At 74.2% G+C, this 15,361-nt stretch carries 16 protein-coding genes and 3 pseudogenes; 11 read left to right on the forward strand and 8 right to left on the reverse strand.

The genetic code is table 11. The features are described 5' to 3' along the window. Nucleotides 1-61: 61 nt before the first annotated feature. The 3 genes from ACZ3UD_RS13030 (at nucleotide 62) to ACZ3UD_RS13040 (ending at nucleotide 4,006) form a co-directional block, all read left to right on the forward strand. A complete protein-coding gene (locus ACZ3UD_RS13030) occupies nucleotides 62-1,351 on the forward strand; it encodes a tetratricopeptide repeat protein (protein WP_465585726.1) in 1,290 nt (429 codons plus the stop codon). Between the two features lie 398 nt (nucleotides 1,352-1,749). Further along, on the forward strand, nucleotides 1,750-3,321 hold the full coding sequence (locus tag ACZ3UD_RS13035) for an alpha/beta hydrolase (protein ID WP_465585728.1): 1,572 nt from the start codon (nucleotides 1,750-1,752) through the stop codon (nucleotides 3,319-3,321). 70 nt (nucleotides 3,322-3,391) lie between these two features. Beyond that, complete coding sequence (locus tag ACZ3UD_RS13040; RefSeq protein ID WP_465585730.1) at nucleotides 3,392-4,006, forward strand: mycothiol-dependent nitroreductase Rv2466c family protein; 615 nt, start codon at nucleotides 3,392-3,394, stop codon at nucleotides 4,004-4,006. Nucleotides 4,007-4,050: 44 nt separating this feature from the next. Here ACZ3UD_RS13040 and ACZ3UD_RS13045 read toward each other — a convergent pair whose 3' ends face one another. Beyond that, nucleotides 4,051-4,635 (reverse strand): DUF1707 SHOCT-like domain-containing protein, encoded by a 585-nt coding sequence (locus ACZ3UD_RS13045; RefSeq protein ID WP_465585732.1) that lies wholly within the window; start codon nucleotides 4,633-4,635, stop codon nucleotides 4,051-4,053. A 330-nt stretch (nucleotides 4,636-4,965) separates the two neighbouring features. Next, nucleotides 4,966-5,172, reverse strand: coding sequence for a hypothetical protein (locus ACZ3UD_RS13050; RefSeq protein WP_465585734.1), 207 nt, complete (start codon nucleotides 5,170-5,172; stop codon nucleotides 4,966-4,968). A 58-nt stretch (nucleotides 5,173-5,230) separates the two neighbouring features. Between ACZ3UD_RS13050 and ftsH the strand changes: the two genes are divergently transcribed. The 5 genes and pseudogenes from ftsH (at nucleotide 5,231) to ACZ3UD_RS13075 (ending at nucleotide 9,597) form a co-directional block, all read left to right on the forward strand. Beyond that, nucleotides 5,231-7,231, forward strand: a complete 2,001-nt coding sequence (ftsH, locus tag ACZ3UD_RS13055; RefSeq protein WP_465585736.1) for an ATP-dependent zinc metalloprotease FtsH — start codon at nucleotides 5,231-5,233, stop codon at nucleotides 7,229-7,231. Nucleotides 7,232-7,297: 66 nt separating this feature from the next. After that, nucleotides 7,298-7,546, forward strand: a pseudogene (locus ACZ3UD_RS13060) (SMP-30/gluconolactonase/LRE family protein); the annotation flags it as partial. Then, the gene (gene nadE / locus ACZ3UD_RS13065) at nucleotides 7,543-8,382 is read left to right on the forward strand and encodes an ammonia-dependent NAD(+) synthetase (RefSeq protein WP_465585738.1); all 840 of its coding nucleotides are present in this window, start codon (nucleotides 7,543-7,545) and stop codon (nucleotides 8,380-8,382) included. The pseudogene ACZ3UD_RS13060 and the gene nadE, both read left to right, overlap by 4 nt. Nucleotides 8,383-8,598: 216 nt before the next feature. Beyond that, on the forward strand, nucleotides 8,599-8,826 hold the full coding sequence (locus ACZ3UD_RS13070) for a TrmO family methyltransferase domain-containing protein (RefSeq protein WP_465585740.1): 228 nt from the start codon (nucleotides 8,599-8,601) through the stop codon (nucleotides 8,824-8,826). 3 nt (nucleotides 8,827-8,829) lie between these two features. After that, nucleotides 8,830-9,597: an SDR family NAD(P)-dependent oxidoreductase gene (locus tag ACZ3UD_RS13075; protein WP_465585741.1), complete on the forward strand. Its 768-nt coding sequence runs from the start codon at nucleotides 8,830-8,832 to the stop codon at nucleotides 9,595-9,597. 137 nt (nucleotides 9,598-9,734) lie between these two features. On the opposite strand, the gene ACZ3UD_RS13080 is transcribed toward ACZ3UD_RS13075, so the two are convergent. After that, nucleotides 9,735-9,977 carry a hypothetical protein gene (locus ACZ3UD_RS13080; RefSeq protein WP_465585743.1) on the reverse strand — a complete coding sequence of 81 codons (243 nt, stop codon included), beginning with the start codon at nucleotides 9,975-9,977 and terminating at the stop codon, nucleotides 9,735-9,737. Between the two features lie 155 nt (nucleotides 9,978-10,132). On the opposite strand from ACZ3UD_RS13080, the gene ACZ3UD_RS13085 reads away from it, so the two are divergent. Next, nucleotides 10,133-10,477, forward strand: coding sequence for a glycosyltransferase (locus ACZ3UD_RS13085; RefSeq protein ID WP_465585745.1), 345 nt, complete (start codon nucleotides 10,133-10,135; stop codon nucleotides 10,475-10,477). A 64-nt stretch (nucleotides 10,478-10,541) separates the two neighbouring features. Here ACZ3UD_RS13085 and ACZ3UD_RS13090 read toward each other — a convergent pair whose 3' ends face one another. From ACZ3UD_RS13090 to ACZ3UD_RS13105, 4 genes and pseudogenes are all read right to left on the reverse strand, one after another. After that, nucleotides 10,542-11,276 (reverse strand): hypothetical protein, encoded by a 735-nt coding sequence (locus tag ACZ3UD_RS13090; protein WP_465585747.1) that lies wholly within the window; start codon nucleotides 11,274-11,276, stop codon nucleotides 10,542-10,544. Nucleotides 11,277-11,576: 300 nt separating this feature from the next. Continuing rightward, nucleotides 11,577-11,756, reverse strand: a pseudogene (locus ACZ3UD_RS13095) (DUF885 family protein); the annotation flags it as partial. A gap of 109 nt (nucleotides 11,757-11,865) precedes the next feature. Continuing rightward, entirely contained in the window at nucleotides 11,866-12,780 is a 915-nt protein-coding gene (locus ACZ3UD_RS13100) for an SDR family oxidoreductase (protein ID WP_465585748.1), read from the reverse strand. Between the two features lie 118 nt (nucleotides 12,781-12,898). Continuing rightward, nucleotides 12,899-13,327: a DUF5997 family protein gene (locus tag ACZ3UD_RS13105; RefSeq protein ID WP_465585750.1), complete on the reverse strand. Its 429-nt coding sequence runs from the start codon at nucleotides 13,325-13,327 to the stop codon at nucleotides 12,899-12,901. A gap of 58 nt (nucleotides 13,328-13,385) precedes the next feature. On the opposite strand from ACZ3UD_RS13105, the gene ACZ3UD_RS13110 reads away from it, so the two are divergent. Together ACZ3UD_RS13110 and ACZ3UD_RS13115 are read left to right on the forward strand one after the other, a co-directional pair. After that, a complete protein-coding gene (locus ACZ3UD_RS13110) occupies nucleotides 13,386-14,186 on the forward strand; it encodes a LysR family substrate-binding domain-containing protein (protein ID WP_465585752.1) in 801 nt (266 codons plus the stop codon). 72 nt (nucleotides 14,187-14,258) lie between these two features. Continuing rightward, nucleotides 14,259-14,552, forward strand: a pseudogene (locus ACZ3UD_RS13115) (YetF domain-containing protein); the annotation flags it as partial. A 25-nt stretch (nucleotides 14,553-14,577) separates the two neighbouring features. Here ACZ3UD_RS13115 and ACZ3UD_RS13120 read toward each other — a convergent pair. Beyond that, nucleotides 14,578-15,300 (reverse strand): rhomboid-like protein, encoded by a 723-nt coding sequence (locus ACZ3UD_RS13120; RefSeq protein ID WP_465585753.1) that lies wholly within the window; start codon nucleotides 15,298-15,300, stop codon nucleotides 14,578-14,580. Nucleotides 15,301-15,361: the final 61 nt, after the last annotated feature.

A 15,361-nucleotide genomic window follows, 5' to 3' on the forward strand; every position in this document is an offset into this window, starting at 1 on the left:
GACCGCACGGATCCGGCCAAGTTGCCGAGGATGTCTCCTTCGGACGGTAAGGTTCGCGATCATGGATGCCGCTGAATTCGACCGTCGAGCCCGCGGTACGTACGCGGACTGGATACCCTGCGACCTGGTCGCCCGGCTCATCGAGCACGGCCACCTCGACCGGGTGCGACAGGAGGCGTCGTCCGGCGACTGGCACTGCGCCCGGGCGTGGGTGGAGCGGCTGGCCGCCGAGGACCGGCAGGACGACGCCCTGGCCGTGCTCGCGCCGTACATCGAGGCGGGCTCCTGGGACGCGGCCCGCGCGCACGCGGAGTTGCTGGAACGGTGGGGCTACGAGGAGGAGGCGATCGCCTTCGTCCAGGTGCTGTCCGAGGTGGGCGTCGGCAAGGGCGCGGCGTTCGAGCACCTCGCCCGGCTGCTCGCGCGGCACGGGCGGGGGGAGGAGGCGTTCGAGCTGCTCCGGCCGCACATCAAGGAGGCGCGGTTCGCGGCGGCGCTGGTCGACGTGTCCGAGGGGCTCGGCCGGGACGAGGAGGTCGCGGAGTTGCTCGCGGCCGGGATCGAGGCGCCGGCCGAGCGTTGGCCGAACGCGGAGCTCGGCTTCCCCGAGCCCGACAACGCCGTCGACCTGCTGGCCGCCGTCCGCGAGCGGCAGGGCCGGGTGGACGAGGCGATCGCCCTGCTGCGCACCCGGGAGATCACCTCCGTCAACGGCCGTGACCAGCTGGCCGACCTGCTGGCGCGACACGACCGCATCGAGGAGCTGCGGGCCTACGCGGCGGAGGAGTCCCTCGGGGACGCCGCGACCGCCTTGGCCGAACTGCTGGAGCTGCGCGGGGACATCGAGGGCGCGGTCGAGGTCTACCGGGCGCGCGCGGCGGAGTCGCCGAACGAGGCGGTGCTGCTCGCCCGACTCCTGGCCCGGCACGGGCGGGGAGATGAGGCGGTCGAGGTACTGCGCGCCCTGCCGTGGGCGAAGGGCGGCGATGAGGACTGGATCGTCTCCACCGTGTGCGAGCTGTACGTCGACCAGCGGCGTGCCGAGGAGGGGCTGGCGTACCTGGACGGTGTGCTCGCCCGGTTCGGTGCGCCGGACCGGGAGTACGTCCGGCTCCGGCCCCGGCTGCTCGCCGCCTGCGGACGCCTGGAGCAGGCGATCGAGGAGCTGCGGGCCGATCTCGATGCCCCGTGCGCGGCGGGGGAGTTGGCGTCGCTGCTCGCTGACGCCGACCGCCTGGAGGAGGCTGTCGCGATTCCCGCCGTGGCGGCGGACCGCCTGCTGCTCGCCCCGCTGCTGCTGAAGCTCGGGCGGATCGACGAGGCCATGGCCGCTCTCCGGCCGTCGGCCTGACCAGGCTGACTTGCGTAACCCGTCCTCAGGCGGCGACGGCCGCCGTGCACAGCCGCGCCGCCACCCGCTTCTCCCGCCGCGTCCACTGCCGGGACATCGGTGTCGCCGCTCAACGTGCCTGCCCTCCGTACCCGCGGCTGCGGCCCCCGGCGCGGGTGGCCGGCGGTGAGGCTGCCACCCGGTGGGCCGGTTGAACCCTCACTCGGTCGGCCGGTGGCAGCCCGGGCGGCGCACGCCCCCCGTCCGGGGCCTCCGGCGAGCATTGCCGCGCCGTGGCCCCTAGGGTCTGTGGTGCGCCGACGGTGCCGCGCGCCGGGGCGTACGCCGCCCGCCGCGCGCCGGTGCGCGGCATGCCCGAGACCGCGCCGCGCGGCAGACCCCGAGAGGTGGACCGCTCCATGCACACCGTCGTCCGCGGCGCCGGCGCGCTCGGCCTGGCCGCACTGCTGCTCGCCCCAGCCGCAGGCTGCCGGAGCGAGAGCCGCTCCGCCGCCGAGCCCGCGCCGACCTCCCCGGCCACCGGCGCCACCGCCACCGGCCTGGCCGCCCAGCAGCTGGCCTGGCGCACCTGCCCGGCCCCGAGCACCGCCCAAGGCGGCGGCACCGCGCCCGCGAACGACTGGCAGTGCGCCACCCTCAAGGCTCCCCTGGACTACGCCAAGCCGGACGGCAGGACCGTCGACCTCGCGCTGATCCGCAGCAAGGCCAAGGACGAACAGCACCGGATCGGCTCGCTGCTCTTCAACTTCGGCGGCCCCGGCGCCTCCGGCGTGGCCACCCTGCCCGCCCTGGCCGGCGCCTACGCCTCCCTCAACACCCGCTACGACCTGGTCAGTTTCGACCCACGCGGGGTCGGCGACAGCGCCGGGGTGAAGTGCCTGAGCGACCAGGCGATGGACGTCAACGTGGCCGTCGACAGCACCCCTGACACCCCGGCGGGGGTCAAGGCCCTGGACGACAGCAACGCGCAGTTCGCCGCCGCCTGCGAGCGCAACTCCGGCCCGGTGCTGCCCTACGTGGACACCGAGAGCGCCGCCCGCGACCTCGACCTGATGCGGCAGGTGCTCGGCGACCAGAAGCTCTTCTACTTCGGCATCAGCTACGGCACCGAGCTCGGCGGCGTCTACGCGCACCTGTTCCCGAAGGAGGTCGGCCGGCTCGTCCTGGACTCGGTGGTCGACCCGGCCAAGGACCCGCAGCAGAGCGCGCTCGGCCAGGCCCAGGGCTTCCAACTCGCCCTCGACGACTTCATGAAGGCCTGCGCCACCCAGGCTGCGGTCGCCTGCCCGACCGGCAAGGGCGGCGCCGAGGGCACAGCGAAGGTCACCGAACTGCTGCAGGAGCTCGCGCAGTCGCCGCTGCCCACCAGCAGCGGGCGCAAGCTCACCGAGAGCCTGGCCATCACCGGCATCGCGGCCGCGCTGTACAGCCAGCAGACCTGGCCCGCGTTGGCCTCCGGACTCACCGAGGCGATGCAGCACGGCAGCGGCGACACCCTGCTCCAGCTGGCCGACTCGCTGCTCGGGCGGGACCCGCAGGGGCACTACAACAACCTGAACGCGGCCAACCGGGCGATCTCCTGCGTGGACTCCCGACAGCGCTACTCCGACCAGGACGTCGAGAAGCAGCTGCCCGAGTTCCGCACCGCCTCCCCGGTGTTCGGCGCCTTCACCGCCTGGGGCCTGACCGGTTGCACCGGCTGGCCCGTCCCCGGCAAGGCCGACCACCCGGAGGTCTCGGCCGAGGGGGCGGCCCCGATCCTGGTGGTCGGCACCACCGGCGACCCGGCCACCCCGGTCGAGGGCGCCCGCACGATGGCGCGGCAGCTGGGAGCGGGCGTCGGCGTCACGGTGACGCTGAAGGGGGAGGGCCACGGCGGGTACAACACCGGCAACCCCTGCCTGAAGCAGACCGTGGACGCCTACCTGCTGGACGGCACGGTGCCGGCGGACGGGACCACCTGCAGCTGAGAAGTGGCCCATGGTGGCGGGTGGTGATTGGCCCTGGGGAGTGGTCCAATCGGGCCCTAGGGTCGCCGATGTGAACAAAAACGCCACCAAAGTCGACTTCTACTTCGATCCCGTCTGCCCCTTCGCCTGGATCACCTCCCGGTGGATCCTGGAGGTCGAGAAGCAGCGCGAGCTGGACCTCAGCTTCCGGGTGATGAGCCTGTCCGTCCTCAACGAGGGCCGCACCGACCTGCCCGAGCGCTACCAGCGCCTGATGACCACGGGTTGGGGCCCCGTCCGGGTCTGCGTCGCCGCCGCCGAGAAGCACGGCGAGCATGTCCTGCGCGACCTCTACACCGAGCTCGGCACCCGCCTGCACGACCAGGACCGCGCCGCCGACGACACCCTCATCCGCGAGGCCCTGGTCGCGGCCGGCCTGCCCGAGGAGCTCGCCGAGGCGGCGGACAGCACCGCGTACGACATCGCGCTGCGCAAGAGCCACCACGAGGGCATGGACCCGGTCGGCGAGGAGGTCGGCACCCCGACCATCCACGTGGACGGCGTCGCCTTCTTCGGCCCGGTGCTGAGCGCGATCCCGCGCGGGGAGGACGCCGTACGGGTCTTCGACGGGGTCCGGCTGCTGGCCGGGTACCCGAAGTTCTTCGAGCTCAAGCGGACTCGGACGGGGTCGCTGGACTTCTCCTGACCGGCGGGCCGCCGCGGAAGGGGCGTCCCTTCGGCGGTGTCCCTTCAGCGGCGGCGCTGCTTGATCTTGATCAGCCCCGACCGGGGATGGCCGACGACGGTCACGGTCGGGGCCCCCGGCTCCGCCACCTCGGCGGCCTTGTTGACGATGTGGCCGGTGTTGGTGCTCGACCCGTCCACCCGCACGCCCCAGCCGGCCGGGACGATCAGCCGGATGTGGCCCGCACCGCACGCCGCCTCGACGGTGACCTCGCGGTGCGCGCAGACGGCCTCGGTGAAGTCGATCTCGATGTGCATCATCCGGCACTCGGCGACGATCCGCGAGGGCACCGTCCACCGGCCGCTCTGCCGGATGTTGCCCGACCTGGGCTTGAGGACCAGCGCGTCGGCCCCGGATCCGGCGGCGGACGGCTGGCCGCCCAGATCCGCCACCAGGGCGTCGAGTTCGCGGTAGGTCCGGGCCGCGTAGGCGCGGTCGAGTCGCTCCGTCAGCTCCCCGAGGTCGATGCGGCCCTCGCCCGCCGCGATGCGCAGCCGCTCGGCCACCGCCTCTCGGTCGGCGTCCCCGGCGCGGGGCTCCACCTGGGTCTCCGGGGTCGTTCGTATCGGCAGCTGGTCCGGGTTGCTCATGGGAGGACTGTAGATCACCGGCGCCGCGGCCGGTCGACGGAGGGTCAGCTTCCGGTCTGGCGCAGATCCCTGAGGGCCGCGGCGGGCGGCGGTGGCGAGCAGGGCGCCGGCAGCCCGGGTCCGGCACGCCAGTCGGCCGACCGCACCTCCTCCGCCGGTTCCTCGCCCCAGTGCTCGCGCGTCGGCGCCGGGTAGAGCCGGAACAGGTTGACCGGCCGCCGCGGACGCCCGCCGCTCACGCGGGGTTCACCTTGAGGCTGGCCAGCCCGGCGGTGGCCACCTTCGCCATCGACCGCAGCTCCTGCTCCAGCAGCTGCCGCCCCTGCGGGGTCAGCCGTACCGGACGCTGGCGCGGCCGCCGCGGACGGCGAGCCCCTGGCAGGCGGATCCGTTCTTCAGCCGGTTCTTCGCCTTCTGCCTGCTCTGCGACGCCCTCCTGCGGATCGCCGTGACGCCGCGGAAGCCCGGTGGGACGGGCAGCCCGCGTTCGGCCGGTACCTGTTCGGCCTCCCGTCCGGGCTCGGAGCGTCCGACCATGGAGAGGAAGGCCCCGCGCGGGGTTCCGGGTAGCGGCGCCGAGAGGCGGTGAGCGTGGATGATCGTACGAACGCGGTTGCGCGCTGCCCGCCACCCCGCGACCCCGCCCGGAACGGGACCCGGCTCCGGCCCCGGCGGCCCCGGCAAGGGCCCGGGTCCATGGCAGCGGCCCGGCCCCGGTGGCACCCCGCCCAAGCCCCCCGCGCCCTCGTGGCGCCGCTGGCTGCTGCCCGTCGCCGTGCTCGTCACCCTGCTCCTGCTCGTGCTGTTCTCCAAGTCCGCCCCGACCGGCGCCCGCTACGGCTACACCGACTTCCTGAACCGGGTCGACGCCGGCCAGGTGCAGACCGTGGACGTCAGCGACACCGGCGGGGTGAGCGGCACGCTCAAGGACGGCACCCGCTTCACCAGCCAGATCCCCACCGCCCTGGACACCTCCCAGCTCAGCCACGCGCTCTCCGACCAGCACGTGAACATCACCGCCAGCCGCTCCGGCAACGGCAGCTCGCTCTGGTCCACCCTCCTGCTGTTCCTGCCGCTGCTGATCTTCGGCGGACTGTTCCTCTGGTCGGGCCGGATGGCCGCACGATCGCTCGGCGGCGGGCTGAGCGCGATCGGCCGCTCCCGGGCGAAGATCATCGAGGCCGAGCGGCCCGCCACCGGCTTCGCCGACGTGGCCGGGTACGAGGGGGTGAAGCAGGAGGTCAGCGAGGTGGTCGACTTCCTGCGCAGCCCGGAGCGGTACGCCGCCGCCGGAGCCAAGGGGCCACGCGGGGTGATCATGGTCGGCCCGCCGGGCACCGGCAAGACGCTGCTCGCCCGGGCGGTCGCCGGGGAGGCCTCGGTGCCGTTCCTCTCGGTGACCGGCTCCGGATTCGTGGAGATGTTCGTCGGTGTCGGCGCCTCCCGGGTCCGCGACCTGTTCGAGGAGGCTCGCAAGCGCGCGCCGTCCATCATCTTCATCGACGAGATCGACGCGGTCGGCGGCCGCCGCGCGGGCGGCTCCCGGATCGGCGGCAACGACGAGCGCGAGCAGACCCTCAACCAGCTGCTCTCCGAGATGGACGGCTTCGACCAGAGCACCGGGATCGTCGTCATCGCCGCCACCAACCGGCCGGACGCCCTCGACCCGGCCCTGCTGCGCCCCGGCCGGTTCGACCGGCAGGTCACCGTGCCGCTGCCCAACCAGGCCGAGCGGGCGGCCATCCTCGCCGTGCACACCCGGGGCAAGACCCTCGCCCCGGACGTCGACCTGGGCCGGATCGCCCGCGGCACCCCCGGCTTCTCCGGCGCCGACCTCGCCAACCTGGTCAACGAGGCCGCGATCAACGCGGTCCGCGCCGAACGCGCCACCATCACCGCGGCCGACCTCGACGACGCCCGCGACCGGGTGCTGCTCGGGCGCCGGGAGTCCTCCAACGCGCTGCTGCCCGAGGAGCGGCACTCCGTCGCCGTGCACGAGTCCGGGCACGCGCTGATGGCCGCGCTGTGCGAGCACGCCGACCCGGTGGCCAAGGTGACCATCCTCCCGGCGGGCGTCGCGCTCGGCGCCACCGAGCAACTCCCCGAGGCTGAGCGGCACCTGTACAGCGAGAGCTACCTGAACGATCTGATCACCGTCCAACTCGGCGGTCGGGCCGCCGAGTTGGTCGTCTTCGGTGAGGGCTCGACGGGCGCCGCGAACGACCTGGCCAACGCCACCTCGGTGGCCACCCGGATGGTCCGCGAGTTCGGCCTCTCCCCGGACCTCGGCCCGGTCGGCTACTCCAGCGGCTCCCCGCAGTACCTCGGCGAGCGCCCCGAGGACCTGCTGCGCCGCCCGTACTCCGAGCAGACCCAGCGCGCGGTGGACGAGGCGGTGGCCGCCCTGCTGCGCGGTGCCGAGCGCCGGGCCGTCCAGCTGCTGCGCGAACACCGGCACCACCTGGACGAGTTGGCGGCGCTGCTGGTCGCCCAGGAGACCGTGGACGGCCGCGTGGTGCTGGACATCCTGCGGCACCCCGCGCCTGGGACCGAGGCCGGGACCGGGACCGAGGCCGGGACCGAGGCCGAGGTCTAAGGCTTGGGCGGGCGCTCGAAGAAGGTCTCCAGCACCACCGTGGCCTGGGTGCCGAATTTCGGACGGCGGTTCGACAACACCCGCTTCGACCTCGGCGGCCGGCTCTGGGCGGCCGCCTTCGAGGACGGCGTCCACTGCTACGCGCCCGACGGCACCCTCATCGGCCGTATCCTCGTCCCCGAGCCCGTCTCCAACACCACCTTCGGTGGCACGGAGAACAACCGCCTGTTCACCACCGCCACCACCTCGCTGTACTCGCCGGTGACGACGATGACGGGCACCCACCGTGTGACCTTCCCCAAGGAGTCGGCATGACCGAGACCCCACCCGTGGACCTCCAGCGGCAGATCGCCCTCGCCCTCGGGGTGGCGCCCGTCCCCGACCCCGCGAAGGAGGCCGAGCGGCGGGTGGCCTTCCTGGCCGAGCAACTGCGGGCCTCGGGTGCGCGCACCCTGGTGCTGGGCATCAGCGGCGGCGTCGACTCCACCACCACCGGGCGGCTCTGCCAGCTCGCCGTCGAGCGGCTGCGGGCCGAGGGGTACCGGGCCGGCTTCACCGCGATGCGGCTGCCCTACGGTGTCCAGGCGGACGAGGCGGACGCCCAGCGCGCGCTCGACTTCATCCGCGCCGACGAGGTGCTGACCGTCGACATCAAGCCCGCGACCGACGCCGCCCTGGACGCGCTGCTGGCGGCCGGGCTGACCTTCACCGACCACGCCCACGAGGACTTCGTGCGCGGCAACGTCAAGGCCCGCCAGCGGATGGTGGTCCAGTACGCGGCCGCCGGCGCCTCGGGCGGCCTGGTCGTCGGCACCGACCACGCGGCCGAGGCCGCCGTCGGCTTCTTCACCAAGTACGGCGACGGCGCGGCCGACGTCATGCCGCTCTCCGGGCTGACCAAGCGCCAGGTGCGCTCGATCGCCGCGGTGCTGGGCGCGCCCGCCGAACTGGTCGGCAAGATCCCCACCGCGGACCTGGAGAACCTCGCCCCCGGCCGCCCCGACGAGGAGGCCCTCGGCGTCGAGTACGACGCCCTGGACGACTTCCTGGAGGGCCTGCCGGTCAGCGAGGAGGTATTCGACACCGTCCTCGGCCACTACCGCCGCACCGAGCACAAGCGCGGTCTGCCGATCACCCCGGGCCAGTCCTGACCGACCGGGCGGCACGCGCGGCCGGAGCCGTCCCCGGAGCGGCGGTGGGTGACGCCCTCGGCGCCCCCGGTGAGCTCGGCCCAGCCGGGTCCGCGGGTACCCGAACCGCTGGACCCGGTCGCCGTGGCTGACGGACCGGTGACCCCCTTGATCGTCGGGGCGTGAGCCCGGTTACGGTACCGGGTGAACGGTCGTTGGTCCGAAGGGGGAGTCGGCGTGGACGAAGTGACGGTGCGTCCGGTGGGGTGGGTGGTCGGGGCCTCCCGCTGCGCGCTGGTCCGGGTGGACGGACTGGAGCCGCACGTCACCGGCTTGGACGCGGTGGCCGGTACGCCGGTGCTCGACATCAAGCCGTACATGGGCGAGTTCGGCCCGCGCGGGGAGGTCCGGCAGCCCGCGTGGTCGACGGAGCTGATGCGCGCCTACGACGACGGCGAGGCCTGACCGGTGGGCCAGGAGCGACTCGCGGTGGTGTCCGGCGGCGGGACCGGGATCGGGCGGGCGATCGCCGCCCGGCTGGCCGGGGACGGGAACCGGGTGGTGATCCTCGGCCGCCGGGCGGCCGTGCTGGAGCAGGCCCGGGAGGAGATCGAGTGGGGTGCCGGAGCGGGCACGGTCGTGCCGCTGGCGGGCGACCTGACCGACCCGGCGGCGGTCGGGGCGGTGGCCGCCCGGATCGCCGGACTCGGGCCGGTGGACGTGCTGGTGAACAACGCGGGCGCGATCATCACCCCGCCCGAGGACGACAGCCTGGCCGCCCTGGCCGCGTCCTGGCGGCGGGACCTGGACACCAACCTGCTCACCGCCGTGCTGCTGACCACCGCCCTCCAGGGCGCGCTGCGCCGCCCCGGCGGTCGGCTGGTGGTGATCAGCTCGGCGGCCGCCCAGCGCGGCGGTGCGGGCCCGCACTCGGCCGGTTCGTACGCCGCCGCGAAGGCCGCCCTGCACGGCTGGTCCTTCGGCCTGGCGCGGCAGTTGGGGCCGGACGGGATCACGGTGAACGTGCTGGCGCCCGGCTACGTCGAGGACACCGAGATCTTCGGCGCCGAGCGGGACGAGGGGTTCCACGCCCGGAAGATCGCCGACACCCTGGTCGGTCGGGCCGGCACCCCCGAGGACGTGGCCGAGGCGGTCGCCTACATCGCCTCCCCGGCGGCGGGCTACCTCACCGGGCAGGTGATCGGCCTGAACGGCGGTGCGGTACTGGGCAGATGAGCTGTTCATCGGTCGTCTACCACCCCTGCCTACGGTGAGTCGCAGAACGAGCAGAACGCGCCGGGCCCGAACAAGGGCCGGGCCCGCAACCGGGCCTTGCAGGAGGAGATGGAGCGGCGCGGCGAGCCGCTGCGGCGCTACGCCGAGAAGGTGTTCGCGGAGGCGGGCGTCCGGCTGCCGGAGGGCCCGCGCGGGCAGGCGCAGGTGACGGTGCCGGACGCGTACCTGCAGCTGACCGTGCCGGGCTTCGAGTACCCGCGCAGCGACGCGCCCGCCTCGTACCGGCTGATCGGCGCGCTGCCGGGCCTCGTCGGCGACGAGCGGCCGCTGCCCGGGTGGTGGGAGGAGGTGACCGGCGAGCGGACGGTCGTGGTGGTCACCCAGGGCACGCTGGCCAACACCGACCTCGGCGAGCTGGTCGCCCCGACCGTCCGCGCCCTGGCGGACCGGGACGACCTGCTGGTGGTGGCCGCCACCGCCCGCCCGGACGGGCCGCAGCGGCTGGCCGAGCCGCTCGGCGGCAGCCTGCCGGGCAATGTCCGCGCCGCCGGGATACGTCCCGTTCGACCGGCTGCTGCCGCACACCGGCGTGCTGGTGAGCAACGGCGGCTACGGCGGGGTGCAGGCCGCGCTGCGGTACGGGGTGCCGCTGGTGGTGGCCGGGGCGAGCGAGGACAAGCCGGAGGTGGCGGCCCGGGTGGAGTGGGCGGGTATGGGGCTGGACCTGCGGACCGACCGCCCGGCGCCGGAGGCGGTCGGCCGGGCGGTGGACCGGGTGCTCGGCGAGGGCCGGTTCCGCGAGCGGGCCCGCGCGCTGGGCGCGGAGTTCGCGGAGTACCGGCCGTTCGACACCATCGCCGGGCTGGTGGAGTCGCTGTAGCCCCGAGAGGGGCTGTGGCCCCGAGAGGCGCTGCAGCCCCGAACGTCGTCGGGGAAACGATCCGTCAGTCGCCGTCCGCGTCCGCCTCCGGGGTGGGCGCGGCGGCGGGCTTGAGGCCGACCTTGGCCTCGGCCGTGGTCCAGTCGGTGGCGATCGCGGACTGGGCCGCGGCCAGGGTGACCTGACCCTTGCAGATCGCGGTGTGCAGGTGGGTCTCCACCGAGTCCTTGGGGTTGTTCGGGCCCTTGCCCGGGACGTGGCCGGGGGAGGGCGGCTGGATCCACAGGTTCCGCGGGTCGTTGGGGTCGCCGCCGAGCTGCAGGCTGATCAGGTGGTCGTACTCGGCGTCGCCCATCGGGCCGGTGTAGCCGTAGGACTTGGCGTTCTCGGCCTTCTCCTTGCCGGTGATGTTCGCCGGCGGACGGATGGTCGAGGTGTAGCCGCCCGGCTTGCAGATGGTGTCGTTGATGTTGCCCTGGTTGACCGCCGGGCTGATCGCGCCCGGGGTGCAGTTCGGGTCGGGCAGCGGCTGCTTGTCCGCCGTGTAGCGGAAGTGGCAGCTGCCCGCCGCGGGCTGCGGCTGGACGTCGTACGAGGGCTTCGGGCCGGGCCCGGTCACGATCGCGGCCGGGGCGGGCTGGGCGGCGTCGCCGCCGGCCGCCGGGGCGGAGCTGTGGGCGCTCGCCTTGCCGTGGCCGCTGTCCCTGGCGGTGTGGCCGCCGCTGGACGAGCAGCCCGCGGCTGCTGCGAGCAGGACGGCCGCGGCTATGGCGAGGGCGCCTCGGGCGGGAGCCGGCACGGAGTTCCTCCAGGTCGTTGCGGGTACACGTGCGGCCGGCCGGCGATGTGCCGATGGCCGCGCCAGCGGACACTACCGTGTGGAGGGGGCCGAACGGGTGACGCCACGTCCGGGCGCGGGAGGTCTGTCGCGGGCGCGCGGAATCGTTTCCGCATTCCTGACGCGACGGCAGGGCGCGCCCGCTACCCGACCTCGGACGAGGGGCACTCGACTCGGTGCTGGGGACCGCCCGGTTTCTGAGCCCCCGCGGTGCCGGTGGGGGCGGGCCTCCCCACCGGCGCCGTCGCGGCTGGTGCGCGGCTAGTGCGCGGCGATCCACTCGGTGATCAGGTCCTCCAGCACCCCGAGCGGCAGGCTGCCGTGCCCGATCAGCTGGTGGTGGAACTCGCGGATGTCGAAGCGCCCGCCGAGCGCGGCCCGGGCCCGCTCGCGGTGCCGGAGGATCTCCCGACGGCCGATCAGGTACGCGGTGGCCGGGCCCGGCCAGGCGAGCGGTCACTACGCGACGGAGGGAAGGGAGTTCCGTCCGCGCGTGGTGAACGCGCCGCCGTCGAAGCGGAATTCAGGATTCAGTCAGGGTCGCGGACGCTCAGCGGTAGGACTCCGGCGCGGCCGGCCGGCCCGCGTCCTGCACCTCGACCAGGTAGCGCCAGCAGTCCGGGCGGCTGCCGTCCCGGTCGGTGAAGCCGTACTCCTGGGCCAGCTTCCCACTGGAGAGCGACCGGCCGTTCCAGCGGGCGACCTCCGGGTCGGCGGCCAGCGCGGCGACCGCCCGGCCGACGTAGTACGGGGTCTCCGAGATACCGAAGTGCGGCTCCCGGGCCACGGCCTCGCGCCAGTTCTCCTCGGTCACGCCGAAGTGCTCCAGCATGATCTCGGAGCGCATCCACCCAGGGGTCAGGGCCACGGCGGTGGCGCCGCGCGAGCCGAGCTCGTGGCCCAGGGAGAAGGCCATCCGCAGGACGGAGGACTTGGCCAGGTCGTAGAAGAAGGAATTGCGGTAGGTGGCGCGGTTGTACTCCTCCGTGCCGTCCGTCATCTCCACCAGCAGGCCGCCCGGGTTCTTCAGCAGCAGCGGCAGGGCGTGGTGGCTGGTGATCGCGTGGGTCTCCACCGCCAGGCGCAGCAGCCGCAGGCCGTCGTCCAGGCTGTGCTCCCAGACCGGGGTGTTCCAGCCGAACAGCTTCTCGCCGCCCCAGATGTCGTTCACCAGGACGTCCAGCCGGCCCTGCTCGGCCTCGATCCGCTCCACCAGGGCGGCCACCTGGGCCGGGACCAGGTGGTCCGTCGGCACCGCGATGCCCCGGCCGCCCGCCGCGGTGACCAGCTCGGCGGTGTCCTCGATCGTCTCGGGCCGGTCGTACTCCGAGCGCTGCTCCCGGGTGGTGCGCCCGGTCACGTACACCGTCGCGCCCGCCGCGCCGAGCTCCACCGCGATGCCCCGCCCGGCGCCCCGCGTCGCTCCCGCGACCAGGGCGATCCGACCGTTCAGTGCTGCCGCCATCTGCCTGCCCTCCCGTGCGAACGTGCTCATGGCCGTGCCGACGCCCGTCCGTGGACGAACGCCGGCACCATCCAAGCGCAGGGGTCTGACAAACGGCGCCGGGGCGCGCGTCAGCGGGTCAGCGGGCCTGGGACTCCTTGGCGGCCTTCGCGGCGGCCTCGGCGGCCTCCTTCTCGTGCTTCGCCTTGATCCGGGCGTTCTCCTTGCGGACGTCCACCTGGTTGGCGCGCTCGTGCTGGAGCCAGAGCGGGTTCTCGGCCTTGACCGCCTCGATCTGCTCGGTGGTGAGCGCCTCGGTCACGCCGCCGCGGGCCAGGCCGGAGATCGAGATGCCGAGCTTGGCGGCGATCACCGGGCGGGGGTGCGGGCCGTTCTTGCGCAGTTCCTGGAGCCACTGCGGCGGCTCGGCCTGCAGCGCGTTCAGCTCCTCGCGGGAGACCACGCCCTCCTGGAAGTCGGTCGGCGCCGCGGAGAGGTAGATCCCCAGCTTCTTGGCCGCCGTGGCCGGCTTCATGGTCTGGCTGGTCTTCTGCTTGAGCGATGTCATGAGGACAAGGGTAAGGGAGTGCGCGGGCGCTTCCGGTCACGGTCGGTAGCCTTGCCCTGTGACAGACATGCAGGTGAACCCGTCCTTCCGGCTCGCGTACGTCCCGGGCGTGACCCCCGGCAAATGGGCCCGGGTCTGGGGCGAGCGGCTCCCGGACGTCCCGCTCGACCTCGTCGCGGTCCCGTCCGAGGAGGGCGAGCGGACCGTGCGGGAGGGCTCGGCGGACGCCGGGCTGATCCGTCTGCCGGTCGACAAAGACGTGCTCAGCGCGATCCCGCTGTACACCGAGACCACCGTCGTGGTCTTCCCCAAGGACCACTGGCTCGCCGCCGCCGAGGAGGTCACCCTCGACGACCTCGCCGAGGACGTGGTCTTCCACCCGCTCGACGACACCCTCGGCTGGGCCGCCGACGCCCTGCCCGGACGCCCGGCCATCGAGCGCCCGGCGACCACGGCGGACGCCATCGAGCTGGTGGCGGCCAACGTCGGCGTGCTGCTGGTCCCGCAGTCGCTGGCCCGGCTGCACCATCGGCGGGACCTCACCTACCGGCCGGTGGTGGAGGCGCCGCAGTCGCAGGTCGCGCTGTCCTGGCTGCAGGAGCGGACGACGGACCTGGTGGAGGAGTTCATCGGGATCGTCCGGGGGCGGACGGTCAACAGCTCGCGCGGGCGGGGTGCCGGGCAGGCCTCGGCGGCCCCGGCCGCTCAGCCGAGGAAGGCGGCGGCGCCGCGCAAGCCGCAGCAGCAGAAGGCGGGCGGGCAGCAGCGGGCCGGCGGGCAGAAGAGCACGGGCCAGAAGAGCGCGGGGCGGGGCGGGGCGGCCGCCGCCCGGCGCGGCAAGCCGAAGCGGCGCTCGTAGCGGGCGCGTGGCGTAGCGTCGGCCCCGTCCCGGAACACCCGCTGGCTCGCCCGCGACCCGCGCGCCGCCCGCGTCCTGGAGGGCGAACCCGCCACGGTCGTCCGCGACGGCAAGCTCGTCCCCGGCGCGCTGCACAGCCTGGCGCTGCGCCCGTCCGAGCCGGAACACGCCATCCGGGTCCAGAACGGCGACAGCGTCAGCGACGTGGCCCGCGCCCGGCTGGAATCGGACGGGCAGCTGCTGGTCACCCTCCGGGCGGCCGAACAGAGCGCCACCAGGAGCGACGTCGAGGAGCTGCGGGAACGGCTGGCGACGATCGAGCGGCTGCTGGCCGGCATGGCGGCCGGAGGCCGGCCGCCCCGCTGACGGGGAGGTGGCCGTCGGCGGATGGTCACCCCTTCGGGCCTGCGGTGGCGGGTGCGCCCGTGCGGTGGCGGGTGGTGGCGGCCGTGACGGCGGCCAGGGCGAAGCCGAGGGCGGCGGCGAGGAGGTGGCCGACGGTGGTGAACTCGGGGAGCGGGCCGGGCCATGCGTGGTCGCCGCCGAGTGGCCAGGCCAGGACGAAGGCGGCCCAGGGCAGCCGGGCCCAGCGGGGCAGGGCGAGGACCACGAACGCGAGGGCGGCCTGGGCGCCGTAGCTGATGCCGTAGTCCGAGGCCGCCCGCACGCTCTGCGGGTACCAGTCCTGCCGCAGGGCCAGCAGGATGACCAGGGCGGTGATCAGGGTGGCGCCGATGTGCCCGGCGAGGAACACCGCGGCGGCGCGCAGCGTCCCGTAGCGGCGTTCGGCCCAGGCCAGGCTGACGACGATGCCGAGGCCGAGGGTGATCAGGGTGCCGCCGAAGCCGGTCGAGGTGACGTCGGTGAGCGTGCCGTCGTACAGCAGCGCGCTGCCGAACAGGGCCCTGACCGGGTGGTCGTGAAGGTTGTCCAGGTTGGTGCTGATGTACTCCCGCAGGTCGTCGGCCCCCGCGTCGGAGAGCTCGTACTCGACCCAGGCGTGGCCGAGCAGGAGCAGGCCGACGTAACCGAACGTCAGCGGTGAGCGGCGCGGGTAGGTCCGGACGGCGCGCAGCAGCCCGGTCAGGAGCCCCAACGGGGAACGAGCGTTCATGGTGTGATGGTGTCCCGGTCGAACGGCAGGTCCGGCCGGCACACCTGTGGCCGGCCCCGCC

Source organism: Kitasatospora sp. NPDC023118 (assembly GCF_055560875.1).